Annotated in this window: 15 protein-coding genes; 7 read left to right on the forward strand and 8 right to left on the reverse strand. The window is 72.7% G+C overall.

The window, feature by feature from the left end; translation table 11 throughout:
• Nucleotides 1-21 precede the first annotated feature (21 nt).
• Nucleotides 22-687 (forward strand): GNAT family N-acetyltransferase, encoded by a 666-nt coding sequence (locus ACFC09_RS26955; protein WP_376532907.1) that lies wholly within the window; start codon nt 22-24, stop codon nt 685-687.
• Here the strand turns inward: ACFC09_RS26955 and ACFC09_RS26960 are convergent.
• The 7 genes from ACFC09_RS26960 to ACFC09_RS26990 all read right to left on the reverse strand — a co-directional run bounded on the left by ACFC09_RS26960 (nt 641) and on the right by ACFC09_RS26990 (nt 7,889).
• Nucleotides 641-1,264, reverse strand: a complete 624-nt coding sequence (locus ACFC09_RS26960) for an ADP-ribosyltransferase (protein ID WP_376532909.1) — start codon at nt 1,262-1,264, stop codon at nt 641-643. The two genes, ACFC09_RS26955 and ACFC09_RS26960, sit on opposite strands and share 47 nt — an antisense overlap.
• 84 nt (nt 1,265-1,348) lie before the next feature.
• On the reverse strand, nt 1,349-2,524 hold the full coding sequence (locus ACFC09_RS26965; RefSeq protein WP_376532910.1) for a hypothetical protein: 1,176 nt from the start codon (nt 2,522-2,524) through the stop codon (nt 1,349-1,351).
• Nucleotides 2,524-3,336 (reverse strand): polysaccharide deacetylase family protein, encoded by an 813-nt coding sequence (locus tag ACFC09_RS26970; RefSeq protein ID WP_376532911.1) that lies wholly within the window; start codon nt 3,334-3,336, stop codon nt 2,524-2,526. Before ACFC09_RS26970 ends, ACFC09_RS26965 begins: the two co-directional genes overlap by 1 nt.
• Before the next feature lie 276 nt (nt 3,337-3,612).
• Entirely contained in the window at nt 3,613-4,116 is a 504-nt protein-coding gene (locus tag ACFC09_RS26975; RefSeq protein ID WP_376532912.1) for an ATP-binding protein, read from the reverse strand.
• Nucleotides 4,117-4,395: 279 nt separating this feature from the next.
• Entirely contained in the window at nt 4,396-5,163 is a 768-nt protein-coding gene (locus ACFC09_RS26980) for an enoyl-CoA hydratase/isomerase family protein (protein ID WP_376532913.1), read from the reverse strand.
• Between the two features lie 80 nt (nt 5,164-5,243).
• Nucleotides 5,244-6,500: an Ig-like domain-containing protein gene (locus ACFC09_RS26985; protein ID WP_376532914.1), complete on the reverse strand. Its 1,257-nt coding sequence runs from the start codon at nt 6,498-6,500 to the stop codon at nt 5,244-5,246.
• 165 nt (nt 6,501-6,665) lie between these two features.
• Nucleotides 6,666-7,889, reverse strand: a complete 1,224-nt coding sequence (locus ACFC09_RS26990) for an Ig-like domain-containing protein (RefSeq protein ID WP_376532915.1) — start codon at nt 7,887-7,889, stop codon at nt 6,666-6,668.
• Between the two features lie 234 nt (nt 7,890-8,123).
• Here ACFC09_RS26990 and glgX point away from each other — a divergent pair, with 234 nt between their 5' ends.
• Together glgX and ACFC09_RS27000 are read left to right on the forward strand one after the other, a co-directional pair.
• A complete protein-coding gene (glgX, locus tag ACFC09_RS26995; RefSeq protein WP_376532916.1) occupies nt 8,124-10,370 on the forward strand; it encodes a glycogen debranching protein GlgX in 2,247 nt (748 codons plus the stop codon).
• 242 nt (nt 10,371-10,612) lie between these two features.
• Complete coding sequence (locus ACFC09_RS27000) at nt 10,613-10,792, forward strand: hypothetical protein (protein ID WP_376532917.1); 180 nt, start codon at nt 10,613-10,615, stop codon at nt 10,790-10,792.
• Between the two features lie 108 nt (nt 10,793-10,900).
• Here ACFC09_RS27000 and ACFC09_RS27005 read toward each other — a convergent pair whose 3' ends face one another.
• Nucleotides 10,901-12,121, reverse strand: a complete 1,221-nt coding sequence (locus ACFC09_RS27005; RefSeq protein WP_376532918.1) for a hypothetical protein — start codon at nt 12,119-12,121, stop codon at nt 10,901-10,903.
• 322 nt (nt 12,122-12,443) lie between these two features.
• On the opposite strand from ACFC09_RS27005, the gene ACFC09_RS27010 reads away from it, so the two are divergent.
• From ACFC09_RS27010 to ACFC09_RS27025, 4 genes are read left to right on the forward strand one after another with little or no spacing between them, the layout of a single operon-like run.
• A complete protein-coding gene (locus ACFC09_RS27010) occupies nt 12,444-14,315 on the forward strand; it encodes an ABC transporter ATP-binding protein (protein WP_376532919.1) in 1,872 nt (623 codons plus the stop codon).
• Nucleotides 14,312-16,201: an ABC transporter ATP-binding protein gene (locus ACFC09_RS27015; RefSeq protein WP_376532920.1), complete on the forward strand. Its 1,890-nt coding sequence runs from the start codon at nt 14,312-14,314 to the stop codon at nt 16,199-16,201. The genes ACFC09_RS27010 and ACFC09_RS27015 overlap by 4 nt, the downstream gene beginning before the upstream one ends.
• A gap of 57 nt (nt 16,202-16,258) precedes the next feature.
• Nucleotides 16,259-18,088: an ABC transporter ATP-binding protein gene (locus ACFC09_RS27020; protein WP_376532921.1), complete on the forward strand. Its 1,830-nt coding sequence runs from the start codon at nt 16,259-16,261 to the stop codon at nt 18,086-18,088.
• Entirely contained in the window at nt 18,085-19,848 is a 1,764-nt protein-coding gene (locus ACFC09_RS27025) for an ABC transporter ATP-binding protein (protein ID WP_376532922.1), read from the forward strand. Before ACFC09_RS27020 ends, ACFC09_RS27025 begins: the two co-directional genes overlap by 4 nt.
• Nucleotides 19,849-20,525 lie beyond the last annotated feature (677 nt).

The following is a 20,525-nucleotide window of genomic DNA, read 5'->3' on the forward strand; positions in this document are numbered from 1 at the left end:
ACTCAAGGAGCGAGCAGGGCGATGGAGTCCTTGGCGGACATTGTCGACGCGGCGGCCCGGGGGGTCTACCCGCCGGACGACGGCGGTACCACCGTGGTGCCGCAACACCGGCACCGGGACGCCGGGGTGATCGCCTTCACCGCGCACGCCGTGGTGTTCACCGACGAGGACCCGCGGTGGGTGCGCGGGGCGCTCGGCGCGGTCGACTGCGATCCGCTGGCCGCCGCCCTGCATCCGCGGTTCCTCGCGGCCTTCATGGCGCGCACGGGGCGCGCCCACGACACCGTCGACGCGCTGCTGGTCGGCGCTCCCCTGGCGGACGGACCGCCGCCCGCGCTCCGGGAGATCACGGACCCCGGCCATCCCCGGATCGCCTACGCCCGCGGGCGCCGCGACGCGGTGCGCGCCTGGGCGGCGGACGGCGGGGTGGTGACGCTGGGCCGCGGGGTGGCCGGCCGGCTGGAGGTGTCGGTGGAGGTGGACGGGGCGGCCCGGCACCGGGGTCTCGGCCGGGACCTCGTGACGGCGGCCCGGCGGCTCGCGGGCGAGCCGGTGTGGGCGCAGGTGTCGCCGGGGAACGCCCGCAGCCTGCGGGCGTTCCTCGCGGCCGGCTACCGCCCGGTGGGCGCGGAGGCGCTGCTCAGTGCCACGGCACGTAGTGCGGGTTGCTCTCGCAGTCGCTCATGATCTCGGTCTTGGTCGACTTGTCGACCGGACAGACGCCGATGATGTACTGCCGCTGGATACCGCCGGGGAAGGCGACCTCCACCTGATCGGCCCACTTGTGGGTGTCGCCGATGGTCTTGTTGACGTCGACGCCGCCCGGGGCGTCGATGTAGTAGTTGTAGCCGGACTTGTACCAGGTCTTGTACAGGTCGTGGTCGTAGGTGGTGGAGACGTACGGCGAGGGCTGGTTGACGAGGACGTACTTCTCCACGTCGTACTGCCCGTTCACCACGTCCTTGGGCCAGAAGCCCTCCTCGAAGACGACGGACGGTCCCCGGCTGTCGCTGCGGTACAGGGTGCCGCAGGTGGTGCGCCAGGCCGGCTCCGGAGTGATCCGGTCGACGTCGACGCGGCGGTCGGCGGCGGCCTTGACGCGGTCCTCGAACTGGGGGCAGGCCGGGGCCGCCTTGGCGGTGGCGGCGGCGGTGGCGGGCGCCTTCGTCGTGGGGGCCGCGGGGGCGGCGGCCGTGGTGGCGAGGACGGCCACGAGGGAGAGTGCAGCGGCGGTGGCGCGGCGGCGCGGGCGAGTACTGGTCATGGGGAGCACGATCCCGCCTGAGCGGTCCTGGACGCGGGATCGTCACTCCATCGGGGGCGTGTCCGCGGGTCAACTGGCCTTGTTTCAACGGAAGATGCCGGTGTGCCCGAGCGAGTAGCGGCCCGGCTGCGGATAGACGGCGAGACCGTGCGGGCCGCTGCCGACCTTGATCCGGGCGAGCTGGGCGCCGGTGCGGGTGTCGATGGCGTACACCTCCGAGTTGTAGCGGCCGGACAGCCACAGCACCTTGCCGTCGGCGGAGACGCCGCCCATGTCGGGGCTGCCGCCGCCGGGCAGGCTCCACTTCCCGGCCAGCCGGTTCTCGGCGAAGTCGAAGAGGGAGATGGTGCCCTCGCCCCGGTTGGTGATGTACATCGTGCGGGAGTCGCGGCTGACGTAGAGGCCGTGGCAGCCCCGGCCGGTGGCGAGGAACCGGGGCGTGCCGAAGGTGTCGCCGTCCAGGATCCACAGGCCGCCGGCCTGCATGTCGGCGACGTAGAACAGCTTGCCGTCGGGCGACATCTTGACGTCCTGCGGCATGGCGCCCTTGAGTGGCAGTCTCTGCTGCGCGACGACCTCCATCCGCGCGGTGTCGACCTTCAGCAGTTCGCCGCTGAACTCGCAGGAGACGATGAAGTAGCGGCCGTCGAGCGAGAAGTCGGCGTGGTTGACGCCGTAGCAGCTGACCGGGACGGCCTTGGCGGTCTTCATGGTGTGCGCGTCCCGGAAGACCAGCTGGCGGTCGAGGGAGGCCATGACGACCGCGTACTTGCCGTCGGGGGTGAAGTAGAGGTTGTACGGGTCGTGCACGGGGACCGGTTCGCCCGCCTTCCCGGTGCTCGGGTCGATGGGGGTGAGGGAGTGGCCCCGGTCGTTGTTGACCCACAGCGTCTTCAGGTCCCAGGAGGGGACGACGTGCTGGGGCTGGGCGCCGACCGGGATCGTCTCGATGACCTTGTACGTCGCCGGGTCGATCACGGTGACGGTGTTGGAGTTGGTGTTGGGGACGTAGACGCGGGACGGGAAGTCCTTGACCACCGGCGAGAGCCGGCCGGGGCGGTCGGCGGCGTAGGCGTCCTTCGGGTCGAGCAGGGGCGGCATGCCGGGCAGGGTGTCGTACCGCATCGAACGGGGGGACACGGGTGCCTTGCTGGCCGCCGTGTCGGTGCGGGGCCCGGACCCGCCGCAGGCGGACAGCAGGGTCAGGGCGCACAGGGCGGCGCCGGCGGCCAGGACGCGGGCGGCAGGGGTGAGGTGCATCAGCTCAGCAGCTCCGTGGTGGTGACCGCGCGCAGTCCGCGGCGGCCGAGTTCTTCGAGTACGTCGGGGAGGGCGGTCACCGTGTCCGGGTAGCCGAAGTGCAGGCTGACCACCGATCCGCCGGTGACCTCGGCGAGGACCTTGCGGGTGACGGCGGGGGCACCGGGCCGGGTGTAGTCGAGGGAGTCGACGTCGTACGACAGCACGTGCGGGTAGCCCGCGGCTCGGGCCAGCCGTTCGACCAGCGGGGCGGCCCGCTGGGCCCGGGAGGGGCGGAACCAGCTGCCGATCGAGCCGGTGAGCCGGTGCAGCCGGTCCGCGCAGTCGGTGATCTCGGCGCGGGCCGCCGCCTCGGACAGGGTGTTGACCGAGATGTGGTGCTGGGTGTGGTTGCCGAGGTCGTGGCCGCCGTCGAGGATGCGGCGGGCCATCTCCGGGTGCTCGTCCAGCCAGCTGCCGACGGCGAGCACGGTGACGCGGGCGCCGTGCCGTTCGGCCTCGGTGAGCAGGGCGCGGGCGAGCGCGGGATCGCCCTGGCCGTGGAAGGTGAGGGCCACCCGCGCGCGGTCGCGGGGGCCATGGCTGATCTGGGCGGGCTGCCGGGGGAAGGCCCGCGGGGCGGGGGCGGCGCGGGGCGTGCCCCGTGCGGGGCCGGGGGTGGCGGCTGTCGCGGTGGGGTGCGTGGCGGTGGGGTGCGTGGCGGTGGGCCGCTCGGTCGAGCCCGACGCGGACGCGCACCCGGCGGCGAGGGCGCCGCCGGCGACGAGTCCGGCTCCCGCACGCAGCGCCGCGCGACGATCGGTCGTGGTCACCGCACCATTTAAGAGGCGATGGGTACGAAAAACGCCGATTGCGCTCATTGAGGGACAGTTTTCGGGTCGCGCCGAAAACTGTCCGTACACCCGGGGCGGCGGGCGGCCCGTCGGCGGTACGGTCCGTGTACCCGGGAGCGACGGGCACTCCGTCGGCGGTACCGTCCATGCACCCGGGCGGCGGACGGTCCGTCAGTGGCGTCTTCCGTACGCCCGGGAGGGGCGGGCGTGCCGTCAGCGGCATTTCCCGTACGCCCCGGAGCGGCGGGCGTGCCGTCAGCGGTCGGCGACCCGCATCTCGAACCAGGTCGTCTTGCCCCGCGGCAGCAGGTCCACGCCCCACCGGTCGGACAGCCGGTCCACGAGGAACAGCCCCCGGCCGCTGATGTCGAGTTCCTGGACCGGCATCAGGCAGGGCAGCCCGCGGGAGGGATCGCGGATCTCGACCCGGATCCAGCCGCGGCGGCGGCGCATGCGGAGGCCGAAGACGCGGGCGCCGGTGTGGCGCACCGCGTTGCCGACGAGTTCGGAGACGAGCAGGACGGTGTCCTCGGTCAGCTTCGGGGTGAGCGCCCACTGGCGCAGGACCACGACCTGGACGAGCCGACGGGCGGTGGCCGCCGACTCGGGGCGGGACGGCAGCGGGACCTCGGCCTCGGCGGGATTGCCGTACAAGTCCAGTGCTTTGAGCGCCTGTTCGTCCTCGGCCGCAGGCGACCAGCGCGCCGTGGTCGCACGGCCGTGTCCCCGCGGCTGTTCGATGCCCTCCAGCCCCGCCATGCCCCCATCATGGCCGTCCGGGCCGCCCTCCGTGGCCGTTCCGGGGGAATACTTCCCCGCGGAGCCTCCCGTGAGCGACGCTCTTCCGGCATATGTCAAAGACATTTCAGGGCTGGAGACAGCCCGGTTGACCTGCGAAGACGGTTCACTCCCGGGCAAGAGACAGACCTCCTCGACCAGGCAGGCGCAAGGCTGCCTCAAGGCTGCCACAACTCGCCCCAACGAGGGACCCGGAATGAGACATCGCGTCAATTACAAGCGTTTCCTGGCGGGAAACCCTCAGCGGAACGTGGCCTTGCCGGGCCCCTCCTCCACGAAGCTCCGCATGCCCCGCTCGCGGTCCTCGGTGGCGAACAGCCCGGCGAACCAGGTCCGTTCGACGGCCAGCCCGGTGTCGATGTCCGCCTCCAGACCGGTGTCGACGGCCTCCTTCGCCGCACGCAGCGCGATCGCCGGTCCCTTGGCGAGCTTCGCGGCCCAGGCGTGCGCCTCGGTGTACACGTCGGCCGCCGGGACGACCCGGTCCACCAGGCCGATGGCCAGCGCCTCGTCGGCCCGCACCTGACGGCCCGTGAAGATGAGGTCCTTGGCCCTGCTGGGGCCGACCAGCCGGGGCAGCCGCTGGGTGCCGCCGGCGCCCGGGATCAGGCCGAGCAGGATCTCCGGCTGGCCCAGCTTGGCGTTGTCGGCGGCGATCCGGAAGTCCGCGCACAGCGCCAGCTCGCAGCCCCCGCCGAGGGCGTACCCCGTCACGGCGGCGACCACCGGCTTGGGGATGCGGGCCACGGCGGTGAACGAGTCCTGGAGGTCGCGGGCGCGCAGGACCATTGCGGCGTGGTCCATGGCCCGCATCTCCTTGATGTCCGCGCCCGCGGCGAACACCTTCTCGCCGCCGTAGAGCACCACGGCGCGCACGTCGTCGCGGCGCGTGACCTCCTCGGCGAGTTCCCTGAGCCGGTCCTGTACGGCGACGTCCAGCGCGTTCATCGGCGGGCGGTCGAGGCGCAGCGTGCCGACGCCCTCGGCGACTTCGAGATGTACGGTCATGCAGAGCAGGTTAACGGCGACTAACGGGGCCGGGCCCGGTGCCGTCTGTCACAGCACCGGGCCCGGCCACCGCCCGCGGGCTACGCCGTCCACTTCTCCCAGGACATGTTCCAGCCGTTGAGCCCGTTGTCCGGATCCACCGTGCGGTCGTCGGAGTTCTTGACCACCACCACGTCGCCGATCAGCGAATGGTTGAAGAACCAGGACGCCGGGGTGCTCGTGTCGTGGCCGCCGCGCGCGTCGCGCAGGCCCACGCAGCCGTGGCTGGCGTTGTAGTTGCCGAAGGCGCCGCCGCCCCAGTAGTTGCCGTGGATGAAGGTGCCCGAGTTGGTCAGGCGGATGGCGTGCGGGACGTCCTTGATGTCGTACTCGCCGCCGTAGCCGACGGTCTCGCCGTTCATCCGGGTCACCGTGAGCTTCTCGCTCATGACCATCTGGCCGTTCCAGGTGTCGTAGCCGGGCTTGCCGGTGGTGACCGGGACGGTCCTGATGACCTTGCCGTCCTGGGTGACCTTCATCGTGTGCTTCTTGGCGTCCACCACGGAGACCTGGTTGCGGCCGACGGTGAACTTCACCGTCTTGGTCTGCTTGCCGTAGACACCGGGCCGGCCCTCGACGCCGTCGAGGTCGAGGCGGACGGTGACCTTCGTGCCGGCCTTCCAGTACTTCTCCGGGCGGAAGTCCAGGCGGTCGTTGCCGAACCAGTGGCCCTCGACGTCGACGGCCGGTTCGGTCGTGATGCCGATGGCCTTCTCCACGTCCTCGGGGTGCGTGATGCCCCGGGTGAAGCGGAGGGAGAACGGCATTCCGACGCCGACCGTGGAGCCGTCCTCGGGGGTGAAGTAGCCGATGAACGTGTTCTTCGGCGTCAGCGTGGTGAAACTGGAGTCCTCGGCGGCCTCGCGGCCCGCGGCGTCCTTGGCGACCGCGTGCACCGTGTACTTGGTGGCCAGGGCCAGATGGGTCGAGGGCGTCCAGCCCGTGCCCCCGCCGGTGATCTCGCCGTCGACCCGTGCGCCCTTGGCGTCCTTGACCACGACCTCGGTCAGCTTGCCCTTGGCCGCACCGATCTTGAGCGCGCCGCTCGTGCCGACCGACCTGGCGCCGTCCTCGGGTGCGATGGTGACGGCGGCTTCCGACTGCTTGCTCTGCTGTGTCGAGGAGTCCTTCCCCTTGCCGTCGGTGGAGCCGGGCTCCGATCCCGACCCGCCGCACGCGGTGACGGCCATGAGCAGGACGCCGGCTATGAGCACCGGCAGTCCCCTGCGCCCGGTGGCCGTGGTGCCCGTTCGCCGCCGCGCGTCAACCGACGCCCCCGATATCGGCCGCACGTTCAATTCTTCTCCCCTCCGCGGGCCTGGTCAGGCCCCCGCCCCGGTGCGTCCCGCGCGCACACTGGCGCATATTAACCGCAGAATTTCGACCTTCGTGCCGGTCACCGTGTCACCGTTCCGTCGCAACTTCCGCCGACAGCCGCGTCCCTGACGAAACCCCCCTCCTTCTTATTTGACCGCGCCGCCCGCCTTCCACTCCTTCCAGCCCATGTTCCATCCGCTCAGGCCGTTGTCGGGAGAGACGGTGCTGTCGTTGCTGTTGACGACCTCGACGACGTCACCGATGAGGCTGCGGTCGAAGAACCACCTGGCGGGCGTGTTCGAACCGCCGCCCTGCACGTCCCGCAGGCCCACGCAGCCATGGCTGACGTTCTCCACCCCGGGCGAGTTGGGCGACCAGTAGTTGCCGTGCAGATAGGTGCCGGAGTCGGTGAGCTTCATGGCGTGCGGCACGTCGGGGATGTCGTACTCGCCGCCGAACCCGACCGTCTGGCCGTTCATGCGGGTGACCTCGTACATCTCCATGACCACCATCTTCCCGTTGTACGTGGTGGTCTCCGGGGCCCCGGCGGTGATGGGCACGGTGGCCAGCAGACTGCCGTCGCGCTGCACCTCCATGGTGTGCGCCTCCGCGTCGACCAGCGAGACCTGGCTGCGGCCCACCGTGAACTCGACGGTCTTGCGCTGCATCCCGTACACGCCGCGCACGCCCTCGACGTCCCGCAGCCCGATGTCGACGGTGACCTTGGTGCCGGGCTTCCAGTAGTGCTCGGGGCGGAAGTCGAGCCGGTCCTTGCCGAACCAGTGTGGTCGGATCTCGACGGCGGGCTTCGCCGTGACCCGGACGGCGCGTTCGACGGCCGCCCGGTCGGCGATCTCCCGGTTGAAGGCCAGCGAGACGATCATCCCGGTGCCCACGGTGGAGCGGTTCTCCGGAGTGACGTACGCGATGAACCGCTGGGCCGGGACCTGGGTCGTGAACGTGGTGTGCCGGGCCGAGCGGCGTCCGTGCCCGTCCAGGGCCACCGCGTCCACCGTGTACTCGGCGGCGAGCGCCAGTTCCGGCCGGTCCGGCTCCCAGGCCAGGCCGTCGCCGGTGATGTGCCCGGCGACGGGCGTCTCCTGGGCGTCCTGGTGGCGGACCACGCGCACCGACTCCAGGCGTCCGTCGGCCACCCGCACCTTCAGCGGTTCGCCGGGCCGCACGCCCTTGACGCCGTCGTCCGGGGAGACCCGGATGCCTTCCTCGGGGGTCTGCGGCTTGCCGAGCACCCGGTCGATGCCCAGGCCCTCGCCCGAGCAGCCCGCGGCGCCCGCCAGCAGGCCCGCCCATGTCAACACCGCGGCCAATGCGGCCGTCGCGCGCCGTGCGCGCCCTTGTGCATGCCTCACGCGTGACTCAACGACGTCCGCGCCTCGGGGAAACGTGAGTGCGAGCCAAGTGGTGGGCAGAACTGTGGGGAGGACGACGAGATGGGGGGCCGCGCGCCCGCGCGAGCCGTCGCGGTGGTGCCGCGTCAGGTGGTCCGGCACGCCGCGGACCTGCGGTTCCGGGCGGTGCCCGGCCGTAGGGCGCGGGCCGGGCGCGCGCCGCGGCGGGCGAGCCGACGCTAAGGGGCCGACAGAGTGACGAGCGCAGCCGAGCAGCGGGCGGCGGCCGGGGAGGGGGCCGGGCACGGCCGCCGGCCGACCGCCGCGACGAGCGGTGCCCGGCGGCCCCCGCCGCTCACCGCGACCGCCTGGCCGGGCGCGCCCACCCCGCTCGGTGCGTCCTTCCGGCCCGGCCCGGACGGCACCGCCGGGACCAACTTCGCACTCTGGGCGGCCGGGGCCGAGGCGGTCACACTGTGCCTGTTCGACGACGACGGCCGGGAGACCCGGGTACGGCTGACCGAGCTGACGCAGGAGATCTGGCACGGCTTCGTCCCCGGCGTGCGGCCCGGCCGGCGCTACGGCTACCGGGTGGCGGGCCGCTGGGACCCGTGGACCGGCGCCCGCTGGAACCCGGCCAAGCTGCTGCTGGATCCGTACGCACGCGCGGTCGACGGGGAATTCACCCTGCCGGCCGAGGTGTACGGGCATGTCCGGGACTGGCCGGAGCAGCAGGTCGCCGACACCGTGCGGGACGAGAGGGACTCGGCGCCGTTCGTCCCCAAGGGCGTCGTCGTCCACGATGACGACGACTGGTCCGACGACCGTCCGCCCGGGACGCCGTGGGCGGACTCGGTCGTCTACGAGCTGCACGTACGGGGCTTCACCAAGCGGCACCCCGGCGTCCCCGAGGAACTGCGCGGCACCTACGCCGGGCTGGCGCACCCGGCGGCTGTCGAGCACCTGGTGACGCTGGGCGTGACGGCCGTGGAGCTGCTGCCCGTGCACCAGTTCGCGCACGAGGACCACCTGCTGAGCCGCGGCCTGCGCAACTACTGGGGCTACAACTCGATCGGGTACTTCGCCCCGCACGCGGCCTACGCCGCCGCGGGCACGGCGGGCGGGCAGGTCGGCGAGTTCAAGCGGATGGTCCGCGTCCTGCACGCGGCCGGCATCGAGGTCATCCTCGACGTGGTCTACAACCACACCGCGGAGGCGGGCGAGCTGGGCCCGACGCTCTCCCTGAAGGGCATCGACAACCGCGGCTACTACCGCCTCCAGGCCGACGCCCGCCGGTACGCCGACTTCACCGGCTGCGGCAACACCCTGCACGTCGTCCAGCCGCAGGTGCTGCGGCTGATCACCGACTCGCTGCGGTACTGGGTGACGGAGATGGGCGTGGACGGCTTCCGGTTCGACCTGGCGGCGGCGCTGGCCCGCTCGGCGCACGACGTCGACATGCTCGCCCCGTTCCTCGCCGTGCTCGCCCAGGACCCGGTGCTGCGCCGGGTGAAGCTCGTCGCCGAACCCTGGGACGTCGGGCCCGGCGGCTACCAGGTGGGCGCCTTCCCGCCGCAGTGGACGGAGTGGAACGACCGCTACCGGGAGGCGGTGCGCGACTTCTGGCGCGGCGCGCTGCCCGACCCGCGCGACCTCGGCTACCGGCTGTCCGGCTCCAGCGACCTGTACGCCCGCGGCGGCCGCCGTCCCTACGCCTCCGTCAACTTCGTCACCGCGCACGACGGCTTCACCCTGCGCGACCTGGTGTCCTACGAGCGCAAGCACAACGAGGCGAACGGCGAGCAGGGCCGCGACGGCTCCGACGACAACCGCTCGTGGAACTGCGGGGCCGAGGGCGAGACGGACGACGAGCGGATCCGGGCGCTGCGGCGCCGGCAACTGCGCAACCTGCTCAGCACGCTGCTGCTGTCCACCGGCGTGCCGATGCTGGTCGCGGGTGACGAACTCGGCCGTACCCAGCGCGGCAACAACAACGCCTACTGCCAGGACAACGAGACCGGCTGGCTGGACTGGTCCCTTCTGGCGGAGCCCGGCTGGCGGGCGCTGTTCGACCTGGCCGCCCGGCTCATCGCCCTGCGCCGACGCCATCCGGTGCTGCGGCGCGACACGTTCTTCTCCGGGCACGCCCAGCCGCCGGACGGGCTGCCCGATCTGGCCTGGTTCACCGCGCGGGGCGAGGAGATGACCGAGGCCGACTGGTACGCACCCGCCGCCTCGCTCGGCATGTACGTCTCCGGACACGGCATCCCGGGCCGGGACGAGCGGGGTGCGCCGGTCGTCGACGACAGTTTCCTCGCCGTGCTGCACGCCGGGGAGAGCCCGGTGCCGTTCGTCCTGCCGGGGCCGCCGTGGGCGCAGCGGTACGAGGTGGTCGTGGACACGTCCCGTGAGGACCAGGCGGCGGCGCCGGGCACGGTGCACCGGGCGGGCACGGCGATCACGCTGCCGGAACGGGTGGTGCTGCTGCTGCGGGTGCGGTGACGCGGCGGCGCGGGCGCGGTACGGACGCGGTGCGGTGCAGTGGTGGTGCATCGCGGGCTTCCGGGGCCACGCCGAGTCGGACGTTCGGGGGTGGCGGGACCCCCGGAGCGTTCGGCGTGGGTGCTGCCGGTCATGCGCCGGACCGCCGTACCCACCCCCGACTGCCCAACGGAGCTGCGCGTGTGGGCCACCGACCCCGGCGAACAGCGCGCCGCGCACGAGCACACCAGGGGCGGGCGCGCATGCCCCGTCGGACCCGGGCCGAAGTACAGGCGGCGCAGGACGAGTTCATCCGCAGCCGTACCGACGTGATCACCCGCTACCGGGACGGCGAGTCCACCGCGTCCCCCGCCCGCGCCTTCCCGGTCGGCCACGTCTGGATCGCGGAACGGCTCGACGAGTGGGGCGTCTCCCGCCGCTGACCCGTACAGCTCCGCGCACGGTGAGGTCGTCCGGCAGGGGGTCTGTGGCCGCTCCCGCGAACCCAGCATGCAGAGCCCTGGGCCAGGAACCCCTGCCCCACCTCACCCCTACCGGGATCGGCTGGCCGAAGGCCCCGCCGCGGGATACCCCGGAGGCCCCACCGGAGGATTCGCGGAAGCCGCACCCGCCGGCCCGCCCGTCCCCCATGACAACGCGTCCGCACCCTCCCCCGCGTAGCGCGCAACCGAAGGCCCCGCCACGGAATACCCCGAGAACCCCACCAGGGGATACCCGGAAGCCGCACCCGCCGGCCCGCCCGTCCCCCACGGCACCGCGGCCACCCCGGAATTCGAGAACCCGGCCAAGTAGGGCGCGACGGAATTGACCGGAGCAGCAGACCAGGAGCCATACCATTCCGGCCCATCAGGCCCGGAATTCGGCTCCGTCTGAATGGCCGCAGAGCCCGGACCCTCACCGAAGGTATCGAGGGGGCCGTCCCAGTCGACAGAAAGCGAATGAATCAGATCCTCGTCAATGTCCACGTCGCCGAACGAGCCGCCGTCGACCATGGAGTTCGCAATCTTGACCACGTCCATGCCATGGAACATCTCCACGCCGTCGGGCATCGACAACTCGGGCACCATCCGCCCGGCCTGCATGGCGTGGACATCCGCGCCCTCACCCGCAGACCACGACGAAGGTCCGGCACCTGCCCCAAACCCCCCGACAGGGACCACACTCCGTCCAGGGCCCCGCCCCTCCTCAACGCCAACACCGGCGGCCGGTTCCGCCGCCGCGCCCGGCGCGTCCACCAGAAACCACCTACTCTTTCCGTCCTCCAGTGTTATTATCTCCATTTTCAGATCGTGCCGTGCCAGCGAATCAGCCCATTTTTTAGTCGGACCAGTCTTTATCCCCTTGCACCGCAGTTGACTCAGGTACTTGACGAGGTTGGAATCGAGAGGTTCCTTTCCCTCCCTATGCGTCCCTCTCCCACCACGATATTCAGACAACTTGTCCGGTAGGTCATCCAACATTTGCGCATATTTGTCATTATTCGCACGGATAGCGCCGTACGCCATTCGCATGTACTGACCGGTCACATCCGGGACAAATCGCAATTTATATTGTTGCAGTACCTCAGTCAGATCCCCCCATGCAGTCGCCTCAAGCAGAGACGCCGGAATCCACTCCCGCGGCAGGTTTGCTGGGAAGACGGTGGAATGCCCCTCTGCCTCCTCCGGACCCTCTTCCCTCTTGGGCACCTCGCCTTTTTTCCAGTCGTTCAACACGGCTACATGTCTGGCGATTTCACCCTCTGTCGGCATAAAAACCCCTCCTCGAACCGGCGACTGCACCTGTCGGAAACGGTTCCCTGCCCCCCACGGTTCACCCGGATCCACCCTGCCCGTTCCCACCGAGAGCACCTCGCACCACTTCCACCGTTATGCCCGGCCGACTGCTCGGCCGGTGGCCAGGACGGCGCCGCCCCGCTCGGGCGCGGGCGTACGACCGCCGGACGCCTCCGTGCGACCTCGCGTGCGACCGGCGGCGCGGACCGCGAATGCGCTGGTCGTAGGTCCTACGGCGGATCCGGGGCCGGTCGAAACTCACTGGGCGTTGTCGGTGCCGAACCGTAGGCTCCCTGTGATGCCCACGACACATGCACCCACCAAGGACCGCCCCGACCGCTCCGCCATACGCACCCTGCTGCGACTGTGGCCCTATGTACGCCCCGTGCGGGCACGGCTGTTCACGGCCGCGTTCATCGCGATCGTCGCCTCCTGCGTGGGGCTGGTGATCCCGCTCGTCCTGAAGTGGATGGTGGACGGCCCGGTGGCCGACCGGGATCCGGCGGGTGTGTGGCTGGGCGCGCTGTACCTGCTGCTGCTCGGGATCGCGGAGGCTGCGCTGTTCGGGCTGCGGCGCTGGCTGGTGGCCCGGCCGCTGTCGCACGTCGAGGCCGAGATGCGGGCGGAGTTGTACCGGCATCTGCAACGGCTGCCGGTGGCCTTCCACGATCGCTGGGCCTCGGGCCAGTTGCTCTCCCGCGGCACCACGGACCTGATGCTGCTACGCCTGTTCCTCGCCTTCCCGTTGACGTTCCTGCTGGTCAACGGGGTCACCATCCTGGTCGGTGTGGCGATCATGCTGTCCCAGGACTGGATCCTCGGACTGGTCGTCCTCGGGCCCGCGGTGCCGGTGGTGTGGGCCTGCGTCCTCTTCGAGAAGCGGTACGCCGAGGTGGCGCGGCTCGCCCAGGACCAGGTCGGCGACCTGACGACGGTCGTCGAGGAGAGCGTGCTCGGCATCCGCATCATCAAGGGGTTCGGCAGGCACCGCAGTCAGGCCCGCGCGTTCCGGGAGCTGTCGGGGACCCTGCGCGGCACGGAGTTGCGCAAGGCGCGGCTGCTGGCGACGATCTGGGCCGTCATCGTGACGCTGCCGGAGGTCGCGATCGGGGCGGCGCTGGTGCTGGGGGCCGTCCGGGTGGCGGACGGGGAGCTGTCCGCGGGAACGCTGGTCGCGTTTCTGAGCACGGCACTGGCGCTGCGCTGGCCGGTGGACTCGATCGGCTTCATGCTCGCGATGACACAGGAGGCGGCGACCGCGACGGAACGATACTTCGAGGTGCGGGACGCCGAGGTGGAGGACGCGGGGGGCACCGACGGGCCGCAGGCGCCGACGGCACCGGCCGAGGGCGGACTGCGCTTCGACGGCGTGCGGTTCCGGTATCCCGACGCCCCGCCCGGCTCCCCGCCCACCCTCGACGGCATCGACCTCCACATCCGCCCCGGCGAGTCCATGGCCCTGGTCGGGGCGACCGGCAGCGGGAAGACCACGGTCACCGCGCTCGTCCCCCGGCTGCACGAGGTGACCTCCGGGCGGATCACGCTGGACGGCCGGGACATCACCTCGATGTCCCGCGAGGATCTGCGCACTCAGGTGGCCGTCGCGTTCGAGGAACCGACGCTGTTCTCCGCGTCCGTCGCCGAGAACGTCCTCATGGGCGCGGACACGACCGCGGGGCCCGAGGAGTTGGCGCGGGCGCTGGCCGTCGCGCAGGCCGAGTTCGCGCGGGAGCTGCCGCAGGGCACGGACACCCAGGTCGGCGAGCAGGGGCTGAGCCTGTCCGGCGGGCAGCGCCAGCGGCTCGCGCTCGCCCGCGCGGTGGTGGGCCGGCCGCGCTTCCTCGTGCTGGACGACCCGCTGTCCGCCCTCGACGTGCACACCGAGGCCGCCGTGGAGGCCGCGCTGCGCCGGGTCCTCGTGGACACCACCGCGCTCATCGTGGCCCACCGCCCCTCGACGGTGCTGCTCGCCGACCGGGTCGCCCTGCTCTCCCAGGGACGGATCACCGCGGTCGGCACCCATCACGAACTGCTCCGCACCCATCCGGAGTACGCCCATCTGATGTCCGGCGAGCACGACGGCGCACCCGACGGCGCACCCGACGAGCACCGCGTCGGCCAGCCGCGGCCCGCCGCCGTGCCGGCCGGGGAAGTGGAGGACGCACGATGACCGCCCCCGCCTCGTCGGCACCCCTGCCCGCCGCCTCCGGATCCGTGTCCGCGCCGGCCGAGGACGATCCGCCGCCCCGTCCGCCGGGCTCCGCGGACCCCTTCGACCAGGACGTGCTGCCGACGCCGCCCGGTGCCACGGCGGCCCTGCTGCGTTCGCTGCTCGCCCCGATGAAGGCCCGCGTCGCCGTCACCACCCTCCTGCTCCTGCTCCAGCAGGCCGCCGTGCAGGCCAGCCCGCTGCTGGTGGCGTACGCCATCGACAGCGCCGTACCGGCGTTCCGCCAAGACGACCACGGACCGCTGATCGCGGTCGCCGTCGGCTGTCTGCTGTGCGCGCTGGCCTCCGGCGGTCTCCAGTTCGCGTTCATCGAGGCGTCCGCGCGGGTCAACCAGGACGTGCTGCTCGACCTGCGCGGCCGGATCTTCCGGCACGCGCAGGCGCTGAGTGTCGACTTCCACGAGCGCTACACCTCGGGCCGGCTCATCTCGCGCTCCACCACGGACGTGGAGTCGCTGCGCGAACTGCTCAGCGAGGGGCTCCAGGAACTGGTCACCGTGATCCTGTCGTTCGTCTACATCTGCGCGCTGCTGCTCTGGCTCGACCTGGGCCTCGGCGCGGTCGCGGCGGTCTCCTTCGTGCCGCTCTGCCTGCTCATACGGCTCTACCAGCGGCGCGCGGGGCACGTCTTCCAGCTGCGGTCCACGGCCATCGCCGCGGTGATCGTGAAGTTCGTGGAGACGATGAACGGCATCCGGCCGGTGCGCGCCTTCCGCCGGGAGAGGGCGAACGAGGCCGGATTCGGCGTCCTGAACCGGCGGCACGAGCGGACCAACGGCGACGCCCTGCTGGAGATGGCCCGCTACGTGGTCGGTTCGCGGCTGGTCGCCAACACGGCGGTCGCGGTGATCGTGCTGTGGGGCGCCTACCGGGTGGCGTCCGGCTCCCTGGCCCTGGGTGTGCTGGCCGCGGCGGTGCTGTACCTGCGCCGCCTGTACGACCCGATCGACCGGCTCGGCATGTTCCTCAACTCCTACCAGTCGGCCGGCGCCTCGCTGGAGAAGATCGCGGGCCTGCTCGCGCAGACCCCTTCGGTGCCGGAGCCGAGCGCGCCCCGGGAACTGCCGGCGCCCGCCGCGCAGGGCCGGCCCGGCCGTGCGGTCGTCTTCGACGGGGTCCGGTTCGCCTACCGCACCGGCGGCGAGGTGCTGCCCCGCTTCGACCTCACCGTCCCGGCCGGTCAGACGGTCGCGGTCGTCGGTTCCACGGGCGCGGGCAAGTCGACCCTGGCCAAGCTGCTCGCCCGGTTCTACGACCCCTCCGAGGGCCGGGTCCTGCTGGACGGAGTGGACCTGCGCGAGCTGTCGTCGCGGGAGCTGCGCCGCGGGGTGGTGATGGTGACCCAGGAGGCGTTCCTGTTCTCCGGGTCGGTGGCCGAGAACATCGCCATCGGCCGGACCGACGCCACCCGCGAGGAGATCGAGCGGGCGGCGAAGGCGATCGGGGCGCACGAGTTCATCGACGCGCTGCCGGACGGCTACGACACGGACGTACGCAAGCGGGGCGGTCGCATCTCGGCCGGCCAGCGTCAACTGGTCGGCTTCGCACGGGCGTTGCTCGCCGACCCGGCGGTGCTGATCCTGGACGAGGCGACCAGTTCGCTGGACGTGCCCGGGGAGCGGGCCGTGCAGCGGGCCATGACCACGGTGCTCCGCGGCCGTACCGCCGTGGTGATCGCGCACCGGCTGTCCACCGTGGAGATCGCCGACCGGGTGCTGGTCATGGAGCACGGCCGGATCGTCGAGGACGGCGAGCCCGGCGAACTGATCGCCGGGACGGGCCGGTTCGCGGAGCTGCACCGGGCCTGGCGGGACAGTCTCGCCTAGCACTCAGGAAAGCGGGACGGCCTCGCGCAGCACTCCGGGAACGGGACGGGAGCACCCATGATCGACGCGTACGAGGATCCAGGGACGCCCGACTGCCGGGGCGGCTGGCGGTTCCTGTGGTGGCTGGTGGCCCGCCAGCCGGGCCGGTCGCTGGCCGGGGCGCTGCTCGGCAGCGTCTGGCTGGTGCTGATGGCGGCGGCGCCGTATCTGCTGGCCCGTGCGGTCGACGACGGTCTGGTGGCCGGTGATCCGGGCCGGCTGGCCTGGTGGACGGTGGTGCTGTTCCTGGTCGGCGCGGCGGGCTCGTGGGTGAGCATCCTGCGTCACCGCACCATGACCCGGGTGCGGATGGACGCCAACTTCCGCACCGTCAAGGTGGTCGTCGGGCATGCGGTGCGGCTGGGGGCCGCGCTGGAGCGGCGGGCCGGGGCCGGGGAGATCGTCACGGTCGGCGTGGGCGACGTGCAGACGATCGCCTACGCGCTGACCGTGGTGGGGCCCGGGGTGGGCTCGGTGGTGGTCTACGTCGTCGTGGCCGTGGTGCTGCTGTCCATCTCGCCGCTGCCGGCCGCGGTGGTGCTGCTCGGGATGCCGGTGATCGCGCTGGTCGCCGGTCCGCTGACGGTGCGGTTGCAGAAGGAGGAGACCGAGTACCGGGAGCGGCAGGGCGTGCTGACCGCGCGCATCGGCGATCTGGCGGGCGGGCTGCGGGTCCTGGGCGGGCTCGGCGGCAAGGGCCTGTTCGCGGACGCCTTCCGGGACGACTCGCGGCGGCTGCGGGCGCAGGGCTACCGGGTGGGCGCGGTGGCCAGTTGGGTGCAGGCGCTCGGGGTGGGCCTGCCGACGCTGTTCCTGGCGGTGGTGACCTGGCTCGCGGCCCGGATGGCCGCCCAGGGGGAGCTGACCGTCGGCGAGTTGGTGGCGGTGTACGGCTATGTCGCCGTCCTGGTCGGCCCGGTGGCCTTCTTCCTGGAGATGGGCTACCAGCTCAGCCGGGGCGTGGTGGCCGCGCGGCGGGTGGTGGCGCTGCTGCGCCTGGAACCGGAGCCGGACGCGGGCACCCGGCCCGCACCGGCCGAGCCGTCCGCGCTGGTCGACCCCGGCTCGGGGGTGCGGGTGGCACCGGGGCGGCTGACCGCGCTGGCCGGTGCCCTGCCCGCGGACGCCACGGCCGTGATCGACCGGCTCGGCCGCTTCACGCCGTCCGCCGCCACCTGGGGCGGGGTACGGCTCGACGCGGTGCCGCTGGCCGAGGTCCGGGCCCGGATCCTGGTCTGCGACAACGAGGCGGATCTGTTCGCCGGCACGCTGCGGGAGACGGTGGCCGGGCACCGGGAGAGCGACGACGCCGCGCTGGAGCGGGCGGTGCGCACGGCCGCCGCGGAGGACGTCGTACAGGGCCTGCCGGACGGGCCTGACTCGGCGGTGTCCGCGCAGGGCCGCAGCCTCTCCGGCGGCCAGCGCCAGCGGGTGCGGCTGGTCCGGGCGCTGCTGGCGGACCCGGAGGTGCTGCTCGCGGTGGAGCCGACCTCGGCGCTGGACGCGCACACGGAGGCCGCGGTGGCGCACCGGTTGCGGGCGGCGCGGGCCGGCCGTACGACCGTGGTGACGACGACCTCGCCGCTGGTGCTGGACCATGCCGACACGGTGTACTACCTGGTGGACGGCAAGGTCGCGGCCAGCGGCAGCCACCGCGGACTGCTGGCGTACGAGCCCGGCTACCGGGCCCTGGTGGCACGCGACAACGATGCCGAGGGCGCCCGGGAGACCCGAGACGCCCGAGACGCGGGAGGCGCCCGAGACGCGGGAGGCGCCCGAGACGCGGAAGGCGCCCGAGACGCGGGAGGCGCCGAAGACGCCGAAGACGCCGAGGAGGTCGTGCGATGACGCCGGCCGCGGGTCAGCTGCCGGTCGCCGGGCGGGCCGAGGTACGCCGGGCGACGGTACGGCTGGTGCGGGCGGACGGCCGGGCCTTCGTCGCCGCGCTGCTGCTGAACGCGCTGGCCGCCACGGCGGGCCTGGCCGGGCCGTGGCTGGTCGGCCGGATCGTGGACGAGGTGCGGGCCGGGGCCGGGGTGCGGACGGTGGACCGGCTGGCGTTCGTCATCCTGGTGTGCGCGCTGGTCCAGTTGCTGCTGGCGCGCTCGGCCCGGTACGTGGGCTACCGGTTCGGGGAGCGCACGCTCGCCCGGGTCCGCGAGGAGTTCGTCGACCGGGCGCTGGCGCTGCCCGCCTCCGTGGTGGAGCGGGCCGGCACCGGTGACCTCACCGCGCGCGGCACCGCGGACGTGGCCGCGGTCGGCGGCACGCTCCGGGACGTGGGCCCCGAACTGCTGGTCGGCTCCGTCCAGGCGCTGTTCGTGCTCGGCGCGGTCTTCGCGCTGGATCCGCTGCTGGGCGCGTTCGGGGTGCTCGGGATGATCCCGATCTGGTTCGCGCTGCGCTGGTACCTGCGCCGGGCCCGGGACGGCTATCTCGCCGAGGGCTCGGCCACCTCGCAGGTCGCCGAGATCGTCGCGTCGACGGCGGCCGGGGCCCGGACGGTGGAGGCGTTCCGGCTCCAGCAGCGGCGGATCACGGCGAGCCGGCACGCGCTGGAGACGTTGCGGCGGGCCCGGCTGTACACCCTGTTCCTGCGCACGGTGTTCTTCCCGGCCGTCGAGGTGTCGTACACGATCCCGGTGGCGGGGGTCCTGCTGGTCGGCGGGGTGCTGCACGCGCACGGGGCGGTGGGTCTCGGCGCGGTGGTCTCGGCGGCACTGTACCTGCGGCAGCTCACCGAGCCGCTGGACCAGATCCTGACGCGGATCGAGCAGTTGCAGAGCAGCGGTGCCTCGTTCGCCCGGGTGGAGGGGCTGGCCGGGGCGCCGCGGTCCGTGCCGGGCGGCGGCTCGCCCGCCCCGGCGGACGACCGGATCGACGTGACCGGGGTGCGTTACGCCTACGAGCGGGGCGGCGAGGTGCTGCGCGGGGTCGATCTGACGGTGCGCCCCGGGGAGCGGCTGGCGCTGGTCGGGCCGTCCGGCGCGGGCAAGACCACGCTGAGCCGGCTGCTCGCGGGCGTCGACGCGCCGGTCGCGGGCGCGGTGACGGTCGGCGGGGTGCCGATCGCGGGTCTTGAGCCGGAGCGGCTGCGCCGCCAGGTGGTGCTGGTCACCCAGGAGCACCACGTCTTCCTGGGCACCGTCCGCGACAATCTGCTGATCGCCGAACCGGCCGCCACCGAGGAGGAGTTGTGGGCGGCGCTGGCCGCGGTCGGCGCCGACGCCTGGGTAGGGGAGCTGCCCGGCGGTCTCGACGCCCGGCTGGGCCCGGGCGGCCGGCCCACCGACGGCTCCCAGGCCCAGCAGCTCGCGCTGGCCCGGGTGGTGCTGGCCGACCCGCACACGCTGATCCTGGACGAGGCCACGGCCCTGCTGGACCCGGCGGCCGCACGGCACGCCGAGCGGGCGCTGGCCGCGGTCCTGACGGGCCGTACCGTCATCGCCGTCGCGCACCGTCTGCACACCGCCCACGACGCCGACCGGGTGGCCGTGATGGAGGACGGGCTGCTGACCGAACTGGGCACGCACGACGAACTGGTACGCGCCGACGGAGCGTACGCCGCACTGTGGCGGACCTGGCACGGGGACGACACGGCGACCTGAGCCCCGAGCCGCACGACCCCACCGCGGTGGGCCGCACGCCCGCACCGCGGTGGGCCACCGGAACCTCGCGACAGGCCCACGGGACAGGCCCACGGGACAGTACCGAACCGACGGCGGCCTCGGCCGTACGCCCCTCTCCGGGCGAACCCGGCGAGCCGGACGAGCCGGGCGAGCCGGCCGCCCGCCGGGGTCGTCGATCCGGCCGGTCCGGGAGGGCCTGCCCCTCCGGCCAATTGTCCGCATACCGGACATGAACATCCGGTCAACGAACCGATTCCGGCCAAACTCTTGACGCAGCCCTGACAGGAGAATCGATCCCTCGTCACCCTTCCCCGCGACCGGCCCACCACACCCCGCGGCGACACCGGGACACCCGGACCGGCCGACGCACTAGCAACCGCACCCGGTTCCGCGCCACGCCCCGCCTGCCCGGACGGCCCACCCCGGCCGCGTCCCGGGGCCCGGCGGCAGACGGCCGACGTTCGCGCAAACGCACCCGGCGACGACCCGAACGGCACGCCGCACCAGGGACCCGACCCCCGCAACGGCGCGAGTTCACACCCCCGCAACACGTGCCGGACAACCGGGATTCAGCCAACATCACCCCAAGGCCCTGACATGTACGCGCCCTTGGTGGCACCCTTCCTTCACCCGCCGCAGCAAAGCAACTTCACCTA

This window comes from Streptomyces sp. NPDC056161, assembly GCF_042268025.1.
Lineage (GTDB): Bacteria > Actinomycetota > Actinomycetes > Streptomycetales > Streptomycetaceae > Streptomyces.

What these genes read in the sequence shown, in the direction of transcription:
- ACFC09_RS26955 (WP_376532907.1), top strand. Translation starts at nt 22, where the DNA reads ATGGAGTCCTTGGCGGACATTGTCGACGCGGCGGCCCGGGGGGTCTAC.
- ACFC09_RS26960 (WP_376532909.1), bottom strand. Translation starts at nt 1,264, where the DNA reads ATGACCAGTACTCGCCCGCGCCGCCGCGCCACCGCCGCTGCACTCTCC.
- ACFC09_RS26965 (WP_376532910.1), bottom strand. Translation starts at nt 2,524, where the DNA reads ATGCACCTCACCCCTGCCGCCCGCGTCCTGGCCGCCGGCGCCGCCCTG.
- ACFC09_RS26975 (WP_376532912.1), bottom strand. Translation starts at nt 4,116, where the DNA reads ATGGCGGGGCTGGAGGGCATCGAACAGCCGCGGGGACACGGCCGTGCG.
- ACFC09_RS26980 (WP_376532913.1), bottom strand. Translation starts at nt 5,163, where the DNA reads ATGACCGTACATCTCGAAGTCGCCGAGGGCGTCGGCACGCTGCGCCTC.
- ACFC09_RS27000 (WP_376532917.1), top strand. Translation starts at nt 10,613, where the DNA reads ATGCCCCGTCGGACCCGGGCCGAAGTACAGGCGGCGCAGGACGAGTTC.
- ACFC09_RS27005 (WP_376532918.1), bottom strand. Translation starts at nt 12,121, where the DNA reads ATGCCGACAGAGGGTGAAATCGCCAGACATGTAGCCGTGTTGAACGAC.
- ACFC09_RS27010 (WP_376532919.1), top strand. Translation starts at nt 12,444, where the DNA reads ATGCCCACGACACATGCACCCACCAAGGACCGCCCCGACCGCTCCGCC.
- ACFC09_RS27015 (WP_376532920.1), top strand. Translation starts at nt 14,312, where the DNA reads ATGACCGCCCCCGCCTCGTCGGCACCCCTGCCCGCCGCCTCCGGATCC.
- ACFC09_RS27020 (WP_376532921.1), top strand. Translation starts at nt 16,259, where the DNA reads ATGATCGACGCGTACGAGGATCCAGGGACGCCCGACTGCCGGGGCGGC.
- ACFC09_RS27025 (WP_376532922.1), top strand. Translation starts at nt 18,085, where the DNA reads ATGACGCCGGCCGCGGGTCAGCTGCCGGTCGCCGGGCGGGCCGAGGTA.